At 40.2% G+C, this 21,480-nt stretch carries 21 protein-coding genes; 4 read left to right on the top strand and 17 right to left on the bottom strand.

The window, feature by feature from the left end; translation table 11 throughout:
- Positions 1–497: 497 nt before the first annotated feature.
- The 4 genes from ftsY (at position 498) to rpoH (ending at position 4,421) form a co-directional block, all read left to right on the top strand.
- Positions 498–1,562, top strand: a complete 1,065-nt coding sequence (ftsY, locus tag JEU79_RS05505; protein ID WP_198263305.1) for a signal recognition particle-docking protein FtsY — start codon at positions 498–500, stop codon at positions 1,560–1,562.
- 58 nt (positions 1,563–1,620) lie between these two features.
- Positions 1,621–2,298, top strand: coding sequence for a cell division ATP-binding protein FtsE (gene ftsE, locus JEU79_RS05500; protein WP_198263304.1), 678 nt, complete (start codon positions 1,621–1,623; stop codon positions 2,296–2,298).
- Positions 2,295–3,287 (top strand): permease-like cell division protein FtsX, encoded by a 993-nt coding sequence (gene ftsX, locus JEU79_RS05495; protein WP_198263303.1) that lies wholly within the window; start codon positions 2,295–2,297, stop codon positions 3,285–3,287. The genes ftsE and ftsX overlap by 4 nt, the downstream gene beginning before the upstream one ends.
- A gap of 279 nt (positions 3,288–3,566) precedes the next feature.
- A complete protein-coding gene (rpoH, locus tag JEU79_RS05490; RefSeq protein ID WP_198263302.1) occupies positions 3,567–4,421 on the top strand; it encodes an RNA polymerase sigma factor RpoH in 855 nt (284 codons plus the stop codon).
- Between the two features lie 132 nt (positions 4,422–4,553).
- Here the strand turns inward: rpoH and JEU79_RS05485 are convergent, their stop codons facing one another.
- The 17 genes from JEU79_RS05485 to JEU79_RS05400 all read right to left on the bottom strand — a co-directional run bounded on the left by JEU79_RS05485 (position 4,554) and on the right by JEU79_RS05400 (position 21,462).
- A complete protein-coding gene (locus JEU79_RS05485) occupies positions 4,554–5,057 on the bottom strand; it encodes a hypothetical protein (RefSeq protein ID WP_198263301.1) in 504 nt (167 codons plus the stop codon).
- Positions 5,058–5,238: 181 nt separating this feature from the next.
- A complete protein-coding gene (locus tag JEU79_RS05480) occupies positions 5,239–5,403 on the bottom strand; it encodes a hypothetical protein (RefSeq protein ID WP_198263300.1) in 165 nt (54 codons plus the stop codon).
- Positions 5,404–5,548: 145 nt separating this feature from the next.
- Positions 5,549–5,767 (bottom strand): cbb3-type cytochrome oxidase assembly protein CcoS, encoded by a 219-nt coding sequence (gene ccoS / locus JEU79_RS05475; RefSeq protein WP_198263299.1) that lies wholly within the window; start codon positions 5,765–5,767, stop codon positions 5,549–5,551.
- A 13-nt stretch (positions 5,768–5,780) separates the two neighbouring features.
- A complete protein-coding gene (locus tag JEU79_RS05470) occupies positions 5,781–8,330 on the bottom strand; it encodes a heavy metal translocating P-type ATPase (protein WP_246540021.1) in 2,550 nt (849 codons plus the stop codon).
- Positions 8,331–8,353: 23 nt separating this feature from the next.
- Entirely contained in the window at positions 8,354–8,875 is a 522-nt protein-coding gene (locus JEU79_RS05465; protein WP_198263298.1) for a FixH family protein, read from the bottom strand.
- Positions 8,876–8,910: 35 nt separating this feature from the next.
- Positions 8,911–10,344: a cytochrome c oxidase accessory protein CcoG gene (ccoG, locus tag JEU79_RS05460; RefSeq protein ID WP_198263297.1), complete on the bottom strand. Its 1,434-nt coding sequence runs from the start codon at positions 10,342–10,344 to the stop codon at positions 8,911–8,913.
- 506 nt (positions 10,345–10,850) lie between these two features.
- Complete coding sequence (ccoP, locus tag JEU79_RS05455) at positions 10,851–11,708, bottom strand: cytochrome-c oxidase, cbb3-type subunit III (RefSeq protein ID WP_198263296.1); 858 nt, start codon at positions 11,706–11,708, stop codon at positions 10,851–10,853.
- Entirely contained in the window at positions 11,708–11,941 is a 234-nt protein-coding gene (locus JEU79_RS05450) for a cbb3-type cytochrome c oxidase subunit 3 (RefSeq protein ID WP_246540020.1), read from the bottom strand. The genes ccoP and JEU79_RS05450 overlap by 1 nt, the downstream gene beginning before the upstream one ends.
- The gene (gene ccoO / locus JEU79_RS05445; protein ID WP_198263295.1) at positions 11,934–12,680 is read right to left on the bottom strand and encodes a cytochrome-c oxidase, cbb3-type subunit II; all 747 of its coding nucleotides are present in this window, start codon (positions 12,678–12,680) and stop codon (positions 11,934–11,936) included. The genes JEU79_RS05450 and ccoO overlap by 8 nt, the downstream gene beginning before the upstream one ends.
- A gap of 12 nt (positions 12,681–12,692) precedes the next feature.
- The gene (gene ccoN, locus JEU79_RS05440; protein WP_198263294.1) at positions 12,693–14,129 is read right to left on the bottom strand and encodes a cytochrome-c oxidase, cbb3-type subunit I; all 1,437 of its coding nucleotides are present in this window, start codon (positions 14,127–14,129) and stop codon (positions 12,693–12,695) included.
- A gap of 466 nt (positions 14,130–14,595) precedes the next feature.
- Positions 14,596–15,222 carry a hypothetical protein gene (locus JEU79_RS05435; RefSeq protein ID WP_214660507.1) on the bottom strand — a complete coding sequence of 209 codons (627 nt, stop codon included), beginning with the start codon at positions 15,220–15,222 and terminating at the stop codon, positions 14,596–14,598.
- A 129-nt stretch (positions 15,223–15,351) separates the two neighbouring features.
- Complete coding sequence (gene bioD / locus JEU79_RS05430) at positions 15,352–16,065, bottom strand: dethiobiotin synthase (RefSeq protein WP_198263292.1); 714 nt, start codon at positions 16,063–16,065, stop codon at positions 15,352–15,354.
- A gap of 2 nt (positions 16,066–16,067) precedes the next feature.
- Positions 16,068–17,072, bottom strand: a complete 1,005-nt coding sequence (gene bioC / locus JEU79_RS05425; RefSeq protein WP_198263291.1) for a malonyl-ACP O-methyltransferase BioC — start codon at positions 17,070–17,072, stop codon at positions 16,068–16,070.
- Between the two features lie 155 nt (positions 17,073–17,227).
- On the bottom strand, positions 17,228–18,190 hold the full coding sequence (gene lpxC, locus JEU79_RS05420; RefSeq protein WP_214660506.1) for a UDP-3-O-acyl-N-acetylglucosamine deacetylase: 963 nt from the start codon (positions 18,188–18,190) through the stop codon (positions 17,228–17,230).
- 769 nt (positions 18,191–18,959) lie between these two features.
- Positions 18,960–19,178, bottom strand: coding sequence for a DUF4124 domain-containing protein (locus tag JEU79_RS28350; protein WP_198263288.1), 219 nt, complete (start codon positions 19,176–19,178; stop codon positions 18,960–18,962).
- Positions 19,179–19,482: 304 nt separating this feature from the next.
- A complete protein-coding gene (gene cysC, locus JEU79_RS05405; RefSeq protein ID WP_198263287.1) occupies positions 19,483–20,139 on the bottom strand; it encodes an adenylyl-sulfate kinase in 657 nt (218 codons plus the stop codon).
- A gap of 135 nt (positions 20,140–20,274) precedes the next feature.
- The gene (locus JEU79_RS05400) at positions 20,275–21,462 is read right to left on the bottom strand and encodes a lytic murein transglycosylase (protein ID WP_198263286.1); all 1,188 of its coding nucleotides are present in this window, start codon (positions 21,460–21,462) and stop codon (positions 20,275–20,277) included.
- Between the last annotated feature and the right edge of the window lie 18 nt (positions 21,463–21,480).

Here is a 21,480-nt window from a genome sequence, read left to right as displayed (position 1 = left end):
CATTGAATATGTGAAATACTATGACTATAGCCATTAAAAATATTGCTATACTCGCATAAAATCTAGGATAATATGAGGCTATTTTACGTTAATGTCCACTAATTACATTAAGCGTCAGTATTTTATATACCCATTATACTTGGAAATGCAGCGAGGCATTTTGACTAAGAGCCGATTGATTGTATAAGTACTACATGATTGAGGCTTTTAGTTAAAAGAACGAAGTCTGCATTTTCAAGTATCATGGGTATAAGCAATGTTTTATTACTGGCTTCAGAATATTAACATAAATTATCTATCAATAACGACCATCAACCATTAGGGATAGCTCAAATAAAGCCATTTATCTTTATCGATGTAGGATGTGGTGAGTGCAACGAACCGCATCAAGAACTTATGTTTAAAGCCATTGATGCGGTTCGTTCCTCACCACATCCTACTTTAAAGTGTAAAGCAGGTTTGAGCCGCCCCAACAATTATAAAAGTACCATCACACCATGTTTAGTTTTATAAAGCGTAATAAAGAGACCTCCAAGAAAGAAAACAGTTCCACGGAGACTGTTGTTGCTGATGATTTGAGTTCAAAAACCAACGCTAGCATCATCACGACTGAACAACCGCCAGAACAAACCAAAAAAGGCCTCTTTGGCCGTCTCAAACAACGCCTGAGCAAAACCCGTAGTTCCATTACTGATGGCATTAGTAGTGCTATTCTGGGTAAAAAAGAAATTAATGATGATTTGCTCGAAGAAATCGAGACACAATTATTGGTTTCCGATATGGGTGTTGAAGCCAGTATGTCGATTATCGACAGTCTGACCGCACGTATTTCCCGCAAGCAATTATCTGATGCCGATTCACTTTTTGTCGCACTTGAAGAAGATATGAATGCGCTATTAGCGCCAGTTGATGTACCCTTTGTGATTGATACCAGCAAAAAACCCTTCGTGATTCTGATGGTAGGCATCAATGGTGCAGGCAAAACCACCACCATTGGTAAGCTGGCGAAAAAATTTCAAAATGAAGGGCATTCGGTCATGTTGGCAGCCGGTGATACCTTCCGTGCTGCAGCCGTAGAACAACTGCAAGTCTGGGGTGAACGTAACGATATTGCAGTAATTGCCCAGCATACCGGAGCTGACTCAGCCTCAGTTATTTATGATGCCATTGAAGCGGGCAAGGCGCGCCAGATTGATATTGTCATTGCTGACACTGCCGGACGCTTGCATACACAAACCAATTTGATGGATGAACTCGCCAAGGTCAAGCGCGTTATGACAAAATTAGATGCTAGCGCACCTCATGAGGTGATGCTGGTCGTAGATGCCGGCACAGGACAAAATGCCTTAACTCAAGCTGAACAGTTTAATAAAACCGTGGGCTTAAGCGGTATTACCGTCACTAAGCTAGATGGTACGGCAAAAGGTGGTATTATCTTTGCTATTGCGAAAAAACTGTCAATTCCCATTCGTTTTATTGGCGTTGGTGAAAGTATTGATGACTTGCGGCCTTTTAATGGCAAAGAGTTTGTCAGTGCCTTATTAAGTCGGGATGGTGAGTAGCAATATAATTATTTCATAATAAACGTTTTAAAAAATAATAATAAAAAATGGTTTTTCTATGATTTTGTTTGATCAAGTCAGCAAGCGTTATCGAGGGGGCAATGAAGCACTCAGCCAGGTGAATTTTCATCTGCAGGCGGGTGAAATGGCCTTTCTTACTGGCCATTCCGGTGCGGGAAAAAGTACCCTGCTAAAACTCATAGCGCTCATTGAACGCGCCTCTAGTGGCAATGTCATTATTGGCGGCAAGAACCTCAATAAAGTCAGCCGTCATACCATTCCTTATTTACGCCGCAATATGGGCATTATTTTTCAGGACTATCAATTATTAAACGACCGCACGGTCTTTGATAATGTCGCCCTCCCCCTGATTATCAGCGGCTTTTCCTCTCGTGAGGTCAAACGTCGCGTCCATGCTGCCCTGGATAAAGTCGGCTTATTACGCTTCGAAAAAAAATACCCTATTACCCTCTCAGGTGGTGAACAGCAACGGGTCAGCATTGCCCGTGCGGTCGTAAACAAGCCAGCCTTATTACTGGCAGATGAACCAACAGGTAACTTAGATCCCGATTTATCCCGTGAGATCATGGACTTATTTATGGCCTTTAATCAGGTCGGGGTCACTGTTTTTATTGCCACCCACGATATTCCACTGATCAACCAACTCAATAAACGCATTGTTAAATTGAGTCATGGCAAGCTCTTAGATACCGCCGTTAGCGGGGTAGAGCAATGATTGATAAACACGGCAGTGAAACCACCAGTTCGGTGCAATTACGCCAATTGAAGCCCAAACTTTCATCACGCTTTAAAGAATTTTTTATTCGCCATTTACAGGTGTTTTTTTATTCCCTGGGCTTATTAAGCCGTGCGCCTTTTGCCACCCTGCTCACCGCCTCTGCCTTAGGGATCGCATTAGCACTGCCCGCAGGTTTATATGTGATTTTGGATCATGCCAGTCAGTTATCCGGCGATATTAATAGCATTAATCAAATTTCTCTGTTTATGAAAAAAGGCACGTCTGAGAAAAAACTACAGCAGATCCAAAAAGAATTGAATGCCTACCCCGAAATTGCTCAAGTGCAACACATTAATCGTGAGGCGGCTTTAGCAGAATTTCAACAAAACTCTGGTTTTGGCAATGCCTTAAAAGCATTAAAAAACAATCCACTACCTGATTTACTCATCGTTAACCCCAGCATGACACACAATGATCCAGAACAGATCAACCAATTGCTGACACGTTTAAAGCAAATCAAACAAGTCGATTTAGTGCAATTAGATATTCAGTGGCTACAGCGACTCTATGCTATTTTGCACATTGGTCAGCGTGGCATTTTAATTATCGGCAGTTTGCTGGCCTTGGCGGTTTTGCTCATCGTGGGCAATACGATTCGCTTGGCCATTGAAAACCGCCGCAGTGAAATTGTGGTCATGAAGCTGATTGGGGCAACCAATAGCTTTATCCGCCGCCCATTTTTATATACCGGTTTCTGGTATGGATTGTTGGGTAGCATTATTGCCATTTTATTGGTTAATCTGTCCCTGATTATCATTAATGATCCCCTCACTCACCTGTCATCTCTCTATGAGAGTGAGCTGTTTTCACTTGGACTCATGGGCATCAATACTAGCCTGTCATTAATAGCTTCAGGCTGTTTATTGGGGCTGTTTGGCGCAAGACTAGCTGTAGGCAAGCATCTTAAAGAAATCGAACCTAAGTAAAACGCTAAGTAATTTTTTTAAAAATAATACCTTAGTGTTTTACTTGGTTAAACAATTCTGCTATCCTCCTTAACACTTTATATAAAGAAAATCATCTTTTGCTAATATAATAAATTATTTAATTGAACTTTATTGGCAATTAGCACTCTATTGTAATGAGTGCTAAAATCTGTTTATAATTAGATTGAGCATGATTGTAGTTATGACTACACAGTTGTAAATAGAATGTAAATTATGGTAAATAATTGAGAATTTAAGCCCATAAAAAGGAATAATGACATGACAAGTAAATCTTTAGCAATATCATTGGCGGTTCCAACAGGCAGTCTTGAAAGCTATATTAGCGCTGCCAACTCGATCCCTATGCTTACCGCTGAAGAAGAATCCTCTCTGGCAGAACGTGTTAAAGAAGATGGCGATCTTAACTCTGCACAACGTATGATTATGTCTCATTTACGTTTTGTTGTGCATATTGCTCGTGGTTATCGTGGCTATGGCCTGCCTCAGGGTGATTTGATTCAGGAAGGTAATATCGGCTTAATGAAAGCGGTTAAACGCTTCGATCCCGATAAGAAAGTCCGCTTAGTCTCCTTTGCTGTGCATTGGATTAAAGCTGAAATTCACGAATATATTCTACGTAACTGGCGTATTGTTAAAATCGCCACTACCAAAGCGCAACGCAAATTGTTCTTTAACCTACGTCGCAAGAAAAAGCGTCTTGGCTGGTTTTCTGATGAAGAAGTCCATACTGTAGCTCGCGAGCTCGGTGTGACCACTAAAGATGTCTTACAAATGGAAGCCCGTCTAACCTATCAGGATAATGCCTTTGATGGTTATGATGAAGAAGACAATGATAATGCACCAGTCATTCCAGCGAATTATCTGGAATCTGCTGAGCCAACACCTGAGCAAGCATTGGTTACTTCCAGTACCAAGAAAAATCAGTCTCAAGCACTGCACTCTGCTTTATCAACATTGGATGATCGTAGCCGTGATATCGTTTCTCAACGCTGGTTGAGCGATGATAAGCAAACCTTACAAGAACTGGCAGGTAAGTATGAAATTTCCGCTGAGCGCGTTAGACAGTTGGAAAACAATGCCATGAAAAAGCTTAGAAGCTCCATGGTTGCCTAAGTAATATTTAATGTTTAATGTTTAATGTTTAATGTTTGATGCATTTTAACAGAGGGTAACAATCGTAAAAAGGGCGCTTATAGTGATATAAGCGCCCTTTTTATGTCTGCTGAATAAGTACTCAATAATGACTTATTGGGCAGGTACCTGTCTGACTTCTACTTCAATGGGTAAATCATTTTGTACGGGTGCTGCTTGTTGGTATTGTGGTGCACCATAAGGGTTACCATAGCCAGCGCCATAAGGATTGCCGTAAGGATTACCATAACCGCCACCATTATAGGGTCTATTATAGTTATTATTATTGTTGTTGCCCCAGTTCCAAGGTGCATTGTTACCACCCCAGCTATTGTTGCCCCAACCATTATTACCATTGCCCCAATTCCAAGGTGCATTATTACCACCCCAGTTGTTTCCACCTCTATTGCCATTATTCCATGGGCCAAACGATGAGTTCCAAGGTGCGCTATTACCACCATTACCGCTATTCCAGTTCCAAGGTGTATTATTACCACCCCAGCCATTATTCCAACCATTGCCGCCGTTACCGTTGCCATTACCAAAGTTAAACGCTGATACAGAAACAGATGCAATTAATAGTGATGAACCTAAAATTAATGTCGTGATTTTTCTCATACGAGACTCCTTGTGAACCCTTATTTGAGCGATAAAAAATAAAATATCAGTTAAAGATAATTGAATCATGATATTCTAACATAGATTTTAATCTAGAATCATTCAGCCTAATGATTCAATATATATAATTCATAATAGTTGTTTTCTTTATTTTTGTCAGCTTTTCGCTTGTTAATTTATCCTACTTTAATTTTTCTTTCTTTTCCTGATTGCGTGAATACAAATAAACAATCAAATTTTTTGACAAAAACATAGCAGCCATAAAGCATAAGCCAATTAAGAAGCCTAGCCATGGTTTTTCCTTTAAAATTGTAATAAACCAGAGAGTATTACCCATTTCTTCCACTATTTATTTTAGATTAATACTTAAATAATAGTCATTTTGAATTTATTTTTCAGTAATAATAATCACATAAGCACAATCTTATAAAGAATAATCCCATACGCTATCCCCGTGACACTTGGGCTAATGATAGAACAAACACGCTTCGTTATGTCTCAGAATTTTTTTTATTATCCGTTTCTGACTGCTCTGTAGGCTGCTTATCAGTCTTCTTTTTCATCGGGGTCAAATCTTCATCCATCAGGATACGATGGGCATCACCCTCAAGATCGTCAAACTGGCCTGATTTAATGGCCCAAAAGAGGATCACTACTAAGACAATGCCAATAATAATCATGCTGGGGATTAAGCCGTATATTACTTCCACTTTGTTTTACCCTTTACCTATTTTTAAAACGCCAACGCAATCGTGCTGCATTGCCGATGACTAATAATGAACTCAGAGGCATTGCAACTGCCGCAACCAATGGGGTGATCATGGCAGCCATTGCCAGAGGTACCATAATGATATTGTAAACAATTGAGATACCGATATTTTGCTTGATCGTTTTTAATGTTGCACGTGATAGCTCTGCTGCCAAAGGAATTTTTTCTAATTCGCCATTGACCAGGATTATATCTGCACTGTCGATTGATACATCGGTACCAGAGCCCATAGCAATACCCACATCTGCTCTCACTAATGCTGGTGCATCATTGATACCATCACCCACCATGGCAATTAAATGCCCCTGCTGTTGTTTTTGCTGGATGACTTGGTCTTTTTCATCAGGCATCACTTCGGCGATAACTTCATCGATTCCGAGTTTGTTTGCCATGTAGTCTGCGACTTCCTGCTTGTCACCGCTGAGCAAGGTTACAGCAAAATTTTGTGCTTTCATTTGCGCAACAATATCGACAGCATTGTCACGTACTTTATCTTCGACCACATAGGCGCAAATAGATTCATTTTCCAGCCAAGCATAAATCACCGTACTACCGCTTAATTGATATTCCTGTACCTGTGCTTCCAATTGTGGCCAAACAGCCAAATCACCCGCCATTTGACGTATCCAAAGCAGTGAACCTATGGCTAGCTTTTTTCCTTGATAGGACGCTGAAATGCCTGAGCCAGAAGTCACTTTAATGTGTTCAAGTTCAGCTGAATTATTGAGTTCATTTCGTGTTAGCGAATAACACTGAGCAAAATTCACAATGGCTTTAGCAATCATGTGTTCAGAGTGACTTTCCAGATAACTCGCCAAGCTTAATAGTTGCTTTTCTTTCTTGCTGAGTCTTTCCAGTAATTGTTCATCCGGTTCAATTTTTCTTAATATCGGTTGCTCATCTTGTTCTAAAGCGGCATAAAACAAAGTGCTGACCAGCATTTTTCCTTGCGTTAAGGTACCCGTTTTATCAAAAACAAAATGCTTGATGGACGATAAAATTTCTAATACTGCACCGTGTTTGACCAACACGCCCATGCGAGCACCGACACCGGTTGCCACGGCAATGGCCATCGGTGTTGCTAAACCAAAAGCGCAGGGACAGGTAATAATAAGCACCGAGGTGGCGGCCATTAAGGCTAATTCAAAATCGACTGTCAGCCAAAAAAGGAAAGTGACGGTTGCTAAAATCAGGGTGATGGACACAAACCAAGGAATAACGCGATCAGCGGTACATTGAATAGGTGCTTTGGTTGCCTGTGCTTCATCGACAAGGTGAATGATTTTTCCCAAGGCGGTATTTTTTAATGTTCGGCTTACTTCTACCGTTAGCACACCTTCTTTATTTGTTGTCCCGGCTGAAACGCTATCGCCGATAAATTTTGCCATGGGTACAAATTCACCGGTCAGCATCGATTCATCAACGACACTTTCACCTTTGATAATGACACCATCGACAGGAATTTTTTCACCGGCTTTCACTAAAACCTTATCACCTTTTTGTAAGGCTCTCACAGGTACAATTTTAGTTTCATCACCTATAATCAAGGTTGATATTTTCGGCTGCAAGTCCAGTAAGCGTTGAGTAGATTGTACCGCTAGTCGCTTCGACATCGCTTCTAAGTAACGTCCGGTGAGGATAACAAAAATAAAATTCACCACGGTATCAAAGTAAACGTGAGCAATTTCAGAACCAATAATAACCACATAACAAGAATACAAATAGGTGATCGTGGCACCAATAGCGATGGGTAAGTCCATGGTCAGGTGACGGTTGATCAAGCCCGTAATCGCACCACGATAAAAGGGATAGCCAGAATAGATAAGTGTGGGGGTAGCCAAGCCAAGACCCAGCCAATAGAAAAGCTCTTTAAATTGTCCTTCATCCGCCCCGGTATAAAGTGCGATGGATATCCACATCAGATTCATGGCGGCAAAGCCAGCGAAACCCAGACGAAATAAAAGTTGTCGATTGTGTTTTTTTATCTGACCTTCAGCAGCTTCTGGATCAAAGGGCACTGCGGCATAACCTATCTGACCCAGTGTGTGTAAGATAGCGGAGAGTTTTGTTTCTCGGTTATCCCATTTTAAATGCAGTTTTTTGGCACTTAAATTAACATTTCCCTGAATAACACCCGTGGCATTATCCAGGCTGCGTTCTATCAACCAAACACAGGCAGCACAATGAATACCTTCAACCAGCAGATGGATTTCACGGATGTCTCCTAGCGCATCAACAAATTCACCTTGCACTTCATCGAGATCATAGACTTCTAATTCTGAATTAATTTCTGGAGGGGGTTTTAAAATGTCGCCATCGATATCCTGCTGATAGGAAAGGCGCTGATAGAAGCCATCCATACCGGCACCATATATGGTTTCACAAACGGTTTTACAACCATAACAACAAAAGTGCATTTTTTGATTGTTGATGGTAGCGCTGATATCTTCACCCTCAGGTAGCGGTAAATGACAGTGGTCGCAATGTTGATCGGCTTGGCTCACGAAGGCAGGTTCATTACGTTATGTTATTCTTGAACGTAGATGTTTTTGGCGTAATTAACTTCTGTTCCCTCAATGATCACGCTAGCTAATAAATCCCAATAACCCTTGGTGGCAAATGTCATGCTCACCTGGTAAGTATGTTTTTCATCGGATGGTTTCATGACCATTGAGAAATCTTTTTTTGAATTTGAAGGGCGATAGGCAAATAAGGTCACTTTTTCCACCGGTGCAGGTTTACCTTCTTTGTCGCTAAGGTTAAAGAAAACATTTACCGGTTTATTTAAGTAAGCAACATCCATTTGAAACTTTGGCTGCCATTTTTGATTGTTTTGTATTTTCTTATGAATATTTTCTTCATAATCCTGACCACGTTCATAAAAATCATCCACCACCAAACCGGGGAAGTCATTAATTGATTTCATGATCATAAAGGCATTAACGGCCATGACGGTTAGCACTAATAATAACCAACCTATAACCCAGGGGCTTTTATACCAGGGTATTTTTTTGTTTAAACTTTGCTCATTTGAATTAACTTCAATCACGCTTTTTTAACCTATTTAAATTTTCAAAATCGTATTTAACGATTTGGACCTATAAAGACACTCTTTCGTTCACTTTTATGTACTTCACCTGATTTATCTTTCGCTTCTATGATAAAAGTAATCGCTTGTGAAGTCTCCGTTAAATTCTTTTTAGGCACTTTAACAAATACCGTCATAGGTGTGACATTACCATGTTTCGCAAGTAACTCATTTTCAGCACCGATTAAGACCAGCCCCTTATAATCTTTATCAGCATCAACGGCAATTGAGACCTTAAGATTTTCATTCATTTTATTCAAAATTTTCAGCGTATAACGATTTTGTATAGTGCCATCAGACTGCAATACAAATAGGGGCTGCCTGGAATGAATGATCTTTAGTTCTAAGGTTTCCATACCACTGAGACCAATAGTCACACCGAGTATAGAAACCAACATTATAGCACCATACAGCCAAACTCTTGGACGCTTTAACAAGGGTAATTCTTTTTTCCCCATGATGCCATCCCATGAGGCATATTTGATTAAGCCTTTAGGCTTGTTGATTTTTTCCATGACAGCATCACAGGCATCGATACACATGCCGCACATGATACAACCTTCCTGCTGACCACCACGGATATCAACACCGGTCGGACACACTGCCACACATTGGTTGCAATCAACACAGTCACCCTGACCTTCTGCTGCCGGTTTACCTTTTAGTAAACGGCCTCTTTTCTCACCACGAGACACATCATAACTCGGTACGATAGAGGTATCATCAATCATAACAGCCTGAATACGCGCATAAGGACACAACCAAAAACAGGTCTGTTCACGTAAAAATCCTGCCAAGTAAACAGTACCAAAAATAAACATCAAAATAGTGATATAGGCTGTTGATGAGGCATTGAAGGTCAGTATATCTGCCCATAATTCATAAGCATCAGTAAACCAAGCGACAAAACTCACACCAGTCAGTATTGCTATAATCAGCCAGAGAAAATATTTTTGCCCACGAATGAGTATTTTTGATACACTCCAGGGAGCTTTTTCTAACTTACGTCGCTTAGCAGGTCCACCTTCTAGTTTGTCTTCAATCCAAGTAAAAACATCGGTCCAGACAGTTTGAAAGCAGAAAAAACCACACCAGACACGACCAGCCAATGCCGTGACTACGGCTAATAAGATGGCAAAAAAGAGTAACACAAAGGACAGCATCCACAAATCTTGTGGCAATAAGGTCAGGCTAAAAATATGGAATTGGCGATTAGGGATATCGAATAGAACAGCTTGACGCTCGCCCAGACGTAGGTAGGGGCCGATAAAAAATATTAACCAAACTAGGTTTGATAACCACTTTAAATTGCGAAATTTGCCACCCATACGCTTGGCATGGATTTTAATATCACCCACATTGATTTTATGCTCTTGCGCTTCAGCATATAACTCTTCAATGCTTTGTTCCTGGATTCGTTTTTCAGACATGCTTTCTTACCTATGTGTTGCTACATGTATCATGAGTATATATCGTAAAAAGTCCTAAAATTAATTATAGACATTATACCTTAAATTTATACACCATAAGTAAATTATATTGTTCTAATGTTTGTTTATTCGTTATTTACTATAATAATTTAATTTAAATTAAATTAAATTAAAAAAAATGCAAAAAAAAAGAGAGGCTAAGCCTCTCTTTTTTCTGGCGCTCAATCATTAGTCTTCACTGTGATCATTATTTATTTTCTTTAATGCATAAACACTGATTAAAGCAAAAATAATAACACAAATGGATACAGCAACAATCGAACCTATAAGTACAGCATCATTCATTTCAAACACCTCACCTTATTTTAAACACCACAATAGATGGTAAAATTTCATTATAGCATTCTTGCTTTAACCTCCCATTGACACATATCATGAGAACTTAAACAAAGTGTGAGTAGTGCTGTTGCTCCTAAGCGATAAAGTCATCAGGAGCAGGGTGAAACTTATTTACCACCACCAAACTTATAAACATAAACAGCCATTTTCTTAATATCAGCTTCTGACAATTTATCTTTAAAAGAAGGCATTTCGGCATTTCTAGTTTCATCATCACCTGCAGCATTCACACCATGAGTAATGGTACGAGTGGCACTTGCAAGGATATCTGCTTCATTGAAGCGCCAGATACCATCAGTCAAATTAGCAGAACCTAAAGCGGCCATACCTTTAGCATCCATACCATGACAAGCAAAACAAGCTTTACCTTGGAACAAAGCCTTGCCTTTTTCGTCTACTTTACCTTCACTCAAACCAACAACATAGCTTGCCAGAGTGCTGATTTCATCAGCTGACAAGGTTGCAGCATGAGCAGGCATCATGCCTTTTCTGCCGTTAGTAATAGTGGTCTGGATTTGCCCAATTGTACCACCATATAACCAGTCATCATCTGCGAGTACAGGGAAACCAACGTTACCCGCACCACCATTACCATGACAAGCCGCACAATTATCACCAAAGATAACTTTACCTGACGCTTCTACATAAGCAGAAAGCTCTTCATCAGCCAAAATTTCTTGTGCTGTTTTAGCAGCAATTTTATCTTCGAAAGGTTTACGTATTGCTTCAACCTCTGCAATTGCTGCTTTATATTCACCAATTGCTGTCCAACCTGTTACCCCTTTGGTATGAGATGTCGCCAGCGGGATTGATGGATAGATAACAACATAACCGATAACAAATGCGATACTGGCATAAAATGCCATCATCCACCAATTGGGAACTGGGTTCGCCAGTTCGCGGATATTATCGTCCCAAATATGTCCGGTATTGCCTTCGTCTGGAAAAGGATTATGTTCCGACATTATTTTTTCTCCGTATTTTTGGGTTCGTCGTCCATCAACATAAAGCGTTGCGCTTCTAATTTGTCTTTATTTTTAGGACGAAAAACGTAGAAGTAAGCAATGACCATGAGAACCATTGTGACCACCGTAATGATCATTCCAGCCCAGTCATGAGATGTCATTGCACTCCAGTCAGTATAGAAATACCCTTGTGCATTCTCTTCTATTGCCTTAGCAGAAGAGTCATTACTCACGGTAATCTACCCCTTTCTGGAATTTAATCATAGTTCCAAGCACTTGCAGATAAGCAACCATTGCATCCATTTCAGTTTTACCTGTAATGGCTGAAGCGGTTTCAATATCAGCATCAGTATAAGGGACGCCTACTGTTCTTAAACCGCGCATATGTGCTTTAATCTCTTCACCGTCAACTGTATTTTCCTCAAACCAAGGATAATTTGGCATCACGGACTCAGGAACCATTGAACGAGGTGCTTTCAAGTGAGCAACATGCCACTCATTTGAATACTTACCACCAACACGAGCCAAATCAGGCCCAGTACGTTTTGAACCCCATTGGAATGGATGATCGTACATAGACTCTGAAGCCAATGAGTAGTGACCATAACGTTCTTTCTCATCACGGAAAGGACGAATCATTTGTGAGTGACACAAATAACAGCCTTCACGTTGATAAACGTCACGACCCGCAAGCTCAAGTGGCTTTAAAGGACGAACACCGTCACCTTCTTTCCAATCTGCTAGAGATTTTTGATTAGGTGCTTCACCTCTATCCCAGACCACACCTGGAATATTCTTCGCAGGAAATGTACTATCAAGATAGAATAAAGGTAAAATTTCCACAATACCTGCCACTGAAACGGTCAGGAATGTTAAAAGTGCGAAGAGCCAGACATTACGTTCTGCTCTGTCCTGCAAACCCGTTGGTTTCTGCTCTGATGTATTATTTTTCGATACTTCTGTATTCGACATAGTAACTCCTCCTTACGCCGCTACAGCAGCAGTTTGTGCCGCCTTAACTGAACCTTCGCGTTGCGCCTTCAGGACAGTCATAATGATGTTATACAGCATAACAATTGCACCTAGCAGGAAGATACCGCCGCCAATTGCACGCATTGCGTAATAAGGATGCATTGCTTCCACACTTTCTGCAAAGGTGTATGCTAAAGTTCCGTAGTCGTCATAAGCACGCCACATTAGGCCTTGCATGATACCGGATACCCACATCGCAACAACATAAATTACTGTACCAATAGTCGCCATCCAAAAATGCATATTGATTAGTTTTTCATTGTAGATAGGGGTGTGGAATATTTTAGGCACCATGTGATATAAAGCACCAATACCGACCATAGCAACCCAGCCTAAAGCACCGGAATGTACGTGACCAATTGTCCAGTCAGTGTAATGAGACAATGCATTCACTGTCTTGATTGACATAATTGGACCTTCAAAAGTAGACATTGCGTAGAATGCTAAAGACATAATTAAGAAACGTAATACGTAATCGTTACGTAACTTGTCCCAGGCACCGGATAAAGTCATCATACCGTTAACTGCACCACCCCATGAAGGAATGATCATGGCGATAGAAACTGCCGCACCTAAAGAACCAGTCCAGTCAGGTAATGCTGTGTATTGTAGGTGGTGAGCACCTAACCAAACATAACCAAACATTAATGCCCAGAAGTGAATAACAGATAAACGATAAGAGAAGACAGGACGATTAGCCTGTTTGGGTACGAAATAGTACATGATGCCCAGGAAGCCAGCGGTTAGATAAAAACCAACTGCATTATGTCCCCACCACCATTGAATCATGGCATCTTGAACACCGGAGTATGCAGAATAAGATTTGAACATGCTCACTGGAATCGCTGCGCTGTTTACCACGTGCAGTATGGTAATCATAATCATCATACCCATGAAGAACCAGTTTGAGACATAAATATGTGAGCTCTTACGGGTGGCAATGGTCATCATGAAGTTAATCATGAAAGAAAGCCAGACCACAGCAATGGCTAAATCAATTGGCCATTCAAGTTCTGCATATTCTTTAGCCTGAGTCAGACCTAAAGGAAGAGTGATGACAGCCGATACGATGACCAAGTTCCAACCAACAAAGGTGAACCATGCCATTTTATTGCTCCACAGTTTCACGCCACAGGTACGCTGTACTGTATAGAAGGCAGTCGCCATCAGGATACAGCCGCCATAGGCAAAAATCACTGCATTAGTATGCAATGGTCGTAAACGACCAAAGGATAGATAAGGACTGTCAAAGTTAAGCACCGGCCAAGCCAATTCTGAGGCAATATACACCCCAACTAATGCGCCAACTACAAGGTAGACGGCAGTCATTACGGCAAACCAGCGAACAACGTCGAAGTTATACTTCTGCTCCGCTGCAGCTTCTTCCATAGTGTTCTCCACAATTATTTAACAATATTTTTAACAACAGACTACTCAGATGAGTAATCAAAAAAATTACATAGTTTACCCACGTTTTCTTCTATCGATTTTGCAAACGATAAATTTCCAGCATCGAGGGATTTATGTGCTGCTATTTTGCCTCTTTTATAAGCAAGTATCAATGTTTTCTAATGTATTTTAGTGTCAAATGCCACACTTTTTTAAATATTTACCCTTTTTACAACAATTAACCATAGGTTTCTAAAGGTAAATTTTTAATATCAAGAAAAGTTCAATTTTTTTTAATTTTATTTGTTTTTTTGTGAACTGGGTTAGCTAAGGATTTACTCGGAGGGCGAGTTTCATAGGCACGATGAAAAGGCATTGACCTAGATCAATTTAATACTAATAAGTTAGCGCCAAATAGTAGGCAAAACATTGTAGTTTTTGTTGAACTGGGTTTCGGTGCAAGCGTTTATTCGGCTGTTTTTTCCTGTTGCGCATGGCTAACAGTCGCCACAATACTTTGCTTCAAACGCTCAAATTCACCCACAGGAATATATTGCAGCACTTTTTTGCTTTTTTTGCTGACAGTAATAAGCAGTCCTTTTTTCGGGTATAACCAATATTCACTATTATCATTCACCACAATACGTTCTTCTGGCTCACCAAAACGACTTTTTAACAACGCTGGTTCGAGATTAGTCAGCGGCACATAAGTCAATGAACGAATAACGCGGTCTTTTAAGGTTTGTGCTAAGTCATCTAGCGGATATTTAATGGTACGTGAGGTTTGCACCTCAGGCTTGCCGGAATGTTGCAATAAATACTCTTTTTCCAATCCCGTTGAATCCAATTCCAGAATCACCTTTGCTCGAAGCCCGGACATACTGACACGAAAAAAATAAGCTTCAAGACTCAAGGTGCCATCCTGACTCTCAAACCAGGCGAGGTGGTATTCACTTTTTAGCACCTTAACGCCATCGTCTAATGTAGAGCGACCAATATCCAGATCAAACACATGCAGGCTTTGCTCATCTGTCACGGTAATTTGCCAAGGAAGGTTCATTACTCTTACTGAGCTACCGTGTTGGGGTGTCATCATATGGCCATAAAGCCAATAGACTGAAGCAAAGATAATGGCAACAACAATTAAAGTAATTGGCTTAAACACAGGCGCTCCGAAGAAGATAATGGGTAAATTAGAAAATGATTATAATGAAATTATTATTTAAATGCACTTTTCCAGATCAATAAAATCAGCAAATTTCTCTTGCTGTGCTTGCACCGAACCGGAAATATAAGGCAGTTCTCCCAGCAAAGGAGCATGAATACGCGCTTGTAGACTTTGGACATTTTCTGCCTGATGTGACATTGGCTTGTCATTAGTTGCATGATTGATAATCCAGCCGGCCAGTTGCAAGCCTTGTCGTTCAATAGCCTGTGCTGTGAGTAAAGCATGATTAATACAGCCCAATTTCAGATTCACCACTAAAATAACTGGAAAATTAAGCATTTTTGCCAGATCAGATACGTTTTGTTGCTCATTTAAAGGCACTTGCCAGCCTCCCACGCCTTCAACGATAAGATAATCTACCTGTGACTGATAGGGTCTGATTGTTGCAACAATTGATTCTAAGTCGATTACGGTATCTGCTTGCTGCGCAGCAATATGAGGCGCGATGGCTGGTTCAAAACTATAGGGATTAATCGTCTTATAAGGCAGTGACACGTTTGCAGCATCGATTAAGGCCAGAGCATCTTCGTTTCTCAGACCATTTCCTTCCTCACCACCTGCTGAGCTGTGAGTCATCTGACAACCGCTGGCAATGGGCTTAAAGCCCAATGTTTTGAAACCTTGCTTTGACCAGCTATGTAAAAGTCCTGCTGACACAAAGGTTTTTCCAGCATCGGTATCCGTTGCAGTAATAAAATAGGCTTTCATAGCTAATTATTTGCACTTGGCTTGTTCGAATGACTTAAAGTGCTTTTCAGTTGAGATAGAGAAATGGCAGTCTGTTGTTCACCATCATAAGTTTGAGTGCTTTGCATGGGTCTTGCAGGATTCCACGCATGACCATAGAGTATTTCATAAGTGACCGGATAGCCGGCATCAGTATGAAATTGCTCATAGGCCTGATACATTGCCTGCAAACGGGATTTTCCCATCAATGCGGTTTCTCTGCCTTGGTTATGGTTGGTCGCACCAATGGCTTTGAGTTCTAGCAAAATTTGTTTCACGGTAGGGTAATTCAGTATAATGACTTCGCTGTCCATAACAGGATTTTCTACCTGAGCATTATACAATGCATCACCCAAATGATGCATATCGCTAAAATCATTCACATGGATTTTTTGGCTGACTGCTGCCCAACTGCTTCTGAGCTCATGTAAGGTTTCATTACCCAGAGTGGTAAACATTAATAGGCCACCGGGCTTAAGCACCCGCCGAAATTCTTTAAACAGTGTATCTAAATCATGACACCATTGAATGGTTAGGCTGGAAAAAATCAAATCCACACTGGCATCAGCAAAAGGAAGCTGTTCTGCATCAGCACACACAAAGTGATATTTTTGGCTATCAGGCTTGCTATTAAACTTGCCTTTCAACTTACCTTTAAAGAAGCCACTGACTTTTTTACCCAGCCCTGCTTTAGGCTGCAATTTATCCCGACTGGTGCAGAGCATTTGCTCCGCCATATCCATTGCCACAATAGAGGCATCCGGAAATTGTTGTGCCAGCCCTAAGCTCCCCTGACCCGTACCCGCCCCCAAATCAAGAATAACATCTGGACTAATTTTAATATAATCCAGACGTTCGAGTAAGCGCTTACAAACTTCTTGCTGCAATACTGCCACATCATCATAGCCCTGAGCCGATTTATTAAACGAGTCTCTGACTTGTGCTTTAGTGAAGGGCCTGACAAAAGGTCGGGAAACATCATTAGTCAAAATAGGTTACTCAAAATAAGTTATTCGAAATATAAACTAGGGACATTATATATCGTTGAGAGCGTTTAGCGTATCCTTTCTTACCTGAGTTACACATCCGACAAATGTAAAGATAAATTGGCTTATTTGATCGCTGCCAAAATTATACTTGTTTATCAATTGGCCCATACTGCATTAAGTTCCGGTTTATACCCAGGAAATTTATGCTGGGTTTGAGTATTCTTTCCATGAAAATAATCAAACTCAGCCATGGAAACATAAGACCAGGCAGATTTATCAGTGAACAACTTATTCATTAGAAGTGTATTGAGTAAATGCCCCCCTTTAAATGCCTGATAATGACCTATAATTGGAGCGCCAGCCAGGGCAAGATCGCCAATAGCATCTAACACCTTATGGCGTACAAATTCATCTTTAAAACGAAGCCCTTCACGATTTACTATCTGATCGTTATCCACTAGAATCGCATTATTTAAAGAGCCCCCCAATGCAAGCCCTTTTCTCTGTAAATCTTCAATTTGATCCAGAAAGCCAAATGTTCTGGCAGGTGCAATACTTCGAGTCAGGCTATTATCATTTGTATTGACTGAAAGGCTTTGTGTGCCAATGGCCTTTTCCTTAAAATCAATCGAAATAGTCAGTTTGGGTTGAGTATCGGGCAATAATAAAGCAAATCGACCGCCATCTCGAACTTCTATTTTCTTATGTATATAAATTGCTTTTACAGGCGTTTTTATCGAGCGGGTACCAATGTTTAATAGTGTGTCTACGAAGGGTTTTGCACTACCATCCATAATAGGCAATTCATTACCATCTACTTCAATTTCAACATTATTGATATGACATAGTTGTAATGCTGCCATCAAATGCTCGACTGTTGATACAGAATGACCATAATGGTTTGATAAAACAGTGGATAAAGTTGTATCGGTGACATTGTTCCATCTGGCGGGAATCATTGATTGATGGTAAGGAACATCTTTTCGTCTGAAAAATATACCTGTGGATTTTTCACAGGGTTTCAATGTGATGCGTGATTTTGTTCCGCTGTGTAATCCCAAGCCAATAAAACTGACCGATTGTTTCAGAGTACGCTGGAAGGTAGTATGAGTGTTCATAGTACTTTTGTAAACGTAAGAACTGATAAAATTATTGAGATAGTTATAGTGTAATCCAACCAAATTTCTTTCATCAATGCTTCCTTTATTTATAAATTAGATCAAAGAAATGCATTCTCCGACCATCTCAATAGCGGCTCTGCCAAAAGTCGGCTCCATGAGGGCTAATAGGGGGCATTCATTATTTAATGCTCCACATCAGAACCTAGCGTTTAGGAACGGTTATTTGAGTGCTTATGATAAAACAACTGAGTTTCACAAAAATTTCTTAATGTATTTATAATGTTACACATTGTTTCAACTATTCGAAAAAAGAACTTGAAAATATCAGTTTTGAAATTAACGAGGCACGGCATATTATTTCAGGATGCAAAGGGTGTACAGATTATCCTGTGAGGAAAAAACTTAATAATATTGAGTTATTGAATTTGGTTTGGGATACGCAATAAAAGAGTCACAAGTTGTTAGCAATTTCCTTGTCTATCCGTTTAGCGGCAGTTTTTTCGCATTTCTCTATACAGATCCATTTCCAGAAATTTATATTTAGCCTGCGAATAATGATAGTATGGCATATAATTATTTCCCTGATAAGGATACCTGTCAGGATATAATCCACCACTTGGGTAATAATATTTTTGTAAATTTACCGACCTCACATCGGCCAGCATATCGCGTAGTTTGCGACAATAGTTATCTTTCTGTAGCCGTTGTTTCATCAACAATTGTGCAATGGTTTTGTTGTCACGTACTTGTTTGCCAGCATTTTGTATCACCTGTATTTTTTTTTAACATGGCCTCCTGTTTCTGTTGTTCTGTGACCGGCTGCTGCTGCGGTAACTGGTGATATCATAGCGCCCGAAACTGGTGTTTTACTATACTGAATATGCCCCCAAGAATCACTCCACTGATAGATAGTTTCCGCGAAATTCGTCTGTGATACGCATAAAAGTAAGAGAACATAAAAAAAATTTCGTATAGTGATAATCATTTTCTATCCTGTGTTTTATGGTAAAACATTGCCTTTTACAGCTCATTGTATTCATTTTTTACCTGCTAAAGAGAGTATTTCATGGATCTTCACACATTCCAACACTCACCCATAAGGAAAAAGGTTGGGCAATTCAATGACTTTTTCAATCCATAAATTGGAAATTTTGCTACTTTGACATTTTAAACTCACTGCTTATTAGCAAAAAATACAGAAAAATGAATTGAAATAATTTAATTAATGATGTGACGTATAATAATCTATTATTCTAGGACTATGGGGCTATGGGATTTTGCAAGCTCCTCTATAGACTGATAATATCTTTATTTTTCAAAAAAGTAATAATTTCATCCGCAAGCATATCGGGTGTTTTTTCAGCTGCTAAGAGAATAATTTCAGGTGCTACTGGCGCTTCATAGGGATCATCAATCCCAGTAAAGCCTTTTATCTCACCTGCTCTTGCTTTTTTGTAAAGCCCCTTAGGATCACGATGCTCACAAACCTCTATGGGCGTATCAACAAAAACCTCAATAAACTCACCCTTCTTTAAAGTATTTCTCACTCGATCACGATCAATGCGATAGGGACTAATGAAGGCAGTAAGTGCGATGGCACCCGTCTGAGTAAAAATTTCAGCCACTGCGCCTATGCGGCGAATATTTTCTTCTCGGTCAATAGCAGAAAACCCCAGTCCAAAACGTTTTGAAAATTCTATTCCATGAGAGTCTTCCAGCATGCCTGGGCCAGCATTGAGGCCATGACGAACATTATCACCATCAAGCACGACAGTCTGTATGCCGGCCTGATGAAGCTTATGATCGAGTGTATTGGCAATAGTACTTTTTCCTGAACCACTTAAGCCTGTAAACCAAATAACACAACCCTTGTGGTTATTTTTCTTTTCACGCATTTCTCGTGAAACTCTATGTTCATGCCAGGTAACATTTGTATCATTGTTCATAGTAGATCCTCTATAAAATATATTATGTCATGTCTTATTATATACATTTGACCGGATAAAATATGAGATCCTATTTTGAGTATAAAAATAGTTCCCTTGAATTATGATTGTTTTCATCGATGGGATTACCTCATACTATCCATCATCAGGCAGTTTTGAAAGAGTTGAAAAGCCTGGATAACCATCAGCAATCAAGCCGGCTGAAACCTGAAATGCCTGAATAGCCTGCTGGGTATTTGAGCCTATAACGCCATCAGGCTTACCTGCATCAAAACCAGCTCTATTGAGCTTTTTCTGTAGTGAATAAACTGTTTTAGTACTGAGCGGTTTTTGATCATTTGATGACCGGCTTAATGGCCCCTGACCAATAATTCTATCTGCAAGCAAGCCAACAGCAAGTGCATACGATTTACTATTATTCCAACGCATAATGATAGAAAAATTATTATAGGCAACAAAAATAGGTCCCCTGTGACCCGAAGGCACCAGAATAGATGACTCTATATCCAGCGCAGGCACCAGAACCCCATTGATATTTATTGCACCCAACGCTCTCCACTCTTTTAATGGCCGCGCCTTCCTTAGACCCGTTTTTTCATAGGGAAAGCCTTTTGGCAGACTAATTTCACGCCCCCAACGTTCACCTGACTTCCAACCCAATTGATGAAGATAGTTGGCACTACTGGCCAGTGCATCTTTTTCACTGAACCAGAGGTTTATCTTACCGTCTCCATCACCGTCCACTGCATATTTATAATAAGTCGATGGCATAAATTGAGTATGCCCCATAGCACCTGCCCATGAACCTTGCATCTTCTCAGGCACCAATGATTCACGTTCAATTAATTTTAATGCTTGTATAAACTCGGCTGTAAAGAATTCTGAGCGACGTTTATCACAGGCAAGTGTTGCCAGAGAATTCAGCGTCGACATTTTACCCATATAAGAACCAAAATTAGTTTCCAGCCCCCAGAATGCAACCAGATAGCGACCCGGTACGCCATATTGACGATAAAGTGCATTTAGAAACTTATTATGCTTTTTTAATAATTTTGTGCCTTGTTTAATACGGGTATTGGTGACACGTTTGCTCAGATAATCAGAAAAAGTCTGGGTAAACTCCGGTTGTGACTGATCAGACTTAATGACCTTAGGGAGCACTTTAAGCCTAGGAATAATGTCCATAATTAAAGATGCAGGCAGTCCAGCAGCTTTTGCCTGAGTCTGTAAGCGATTAATACATTGTGTAGGCAACTCCTCTTCCTGAGCCAGGATGATGGGTGAGAGTAATATCATAAAAAGAAAAGTTATCTGTTTTTTCATAGGGAATGTATTGTATTT

It is taken from the genome of sulfur-oxidizing endosymbiont of Gigantopelta aegis (assembly GCF_016097415.1).
GTDB lineage: Bacteria > Pseudomonadota > Gammaproteobacteria > GRL18 > GRL18 > GRL18.
This window is presented reverse-complemented; position numbering and strand designations above follow the sequence as displayed.

What these genes read in the sequence shown, in the direction of transcription:
- ftsY (WP_198263305.1), top strand. Translation starts at nt 498, where the DNA reads ATGTTTAGTTTTATAAAGCGTAATAAAGAGACCTCCAAGAAAGAAAAC.
- ftsE (WP_198263304.1), top strand. Translation starts at nt 1,621, where the DNA reads ATGATTTTGTTTGATCAAGTCAGCAAGCGTTATCGAGGGGGCAATGAA.
- ftsX (WP_198263303.1), top strand. Translation starts at nt 2,295, where the DNA reads ATGATTGATAAACACGGCAGTGAAACCACCAGTTCGGTGCAATTACGC.
- rpoH (WP_198263302.1), top strand. Translation starts at nt 3,567, where the DNA reads ATGACAAGTAAATCTTTAGCAATATCATTGGCGGTTCCAACAGGCAGT.
- JEU79_RS05485 (WP_198263301.1), bottom strand. Translation starts at nt 5,057, where the DNA reads ATGAGAAAAATCACGACATTAATTTTAGGTTCATCACTATTAATTGCA.
- ccoG (WP_198263297.1), bottom strand. Translation starts at nt 10,344, where the DNA reads ATGTCTGAAAAACGAATCCAGGAACAAAGCATTGAAGAGTTATATGCT.
- ccoP (WP_198263296.1), bottom strand. Translation starts at nt 11,708, where the DNA reads ATGTCGGAACATAATCCTTTTCCAGACGAAGGCAATACCGGACATATT.
- ccoO (WP_198263295.1), bottom strand. Translation starts at nt 12,680, where the DNA reads ATGTCGAATACAGAAGTATCGAAAAATAATACATCAGAGCAGAAACCA.
- ccoN (WP_198263294.1), bottom strand. Translation starts at nt 14,129, where the DNA reads ATGGAAGAAGCTGCAGCGGAGCAGAAGTATAACTTCGACGTTGTTCGC.
- JEU79_RS05435 (WP_214660507.1), bottom strand. Translation starts at nt 15,222, where the DNA reads ATGACACCCCAACACGGTAGCTCAGTAAGAGTAATGAACCTTCCTTGG.
- bioD (WP_198263292.1), bottom strand. Translation starts at nt 16,065, where the DNA reads ATGAAAGCCTATTTTATTACTGCAACGGATACCGATGCTGGAAAAACC.
- lpxC (WP_214660506.1), bottom strand. Translation starts at nt 18,190, where the DNA reads ATGAACACTCATACTACCTTCCAGCGTACTCTGAAACAATCGGTCAGT.
- JEU79_RS28350 (WP_198263288.1), bottom strand. Translation starts at nt 19,178, where the DNA reads ATGATTATCACTATACGAAATTTTTTTTATGTTCTCTTACTTTTATGC.
- cysC (WP_198263287.1), bottom strand. Translation starts at nt 20,139, where the DNA reads ATGAACAATGATACAAATGTTACCTGGCATGAACATAGAGTTTCACGA.
- JEU79_RS05400 (WP_198263286.1), bottom strand. Translation starts at nt 21,462, where the DNA reads ATGAAAAAACAGATAACTTTTCTTTTTATGATATTACTCTCACCCATC.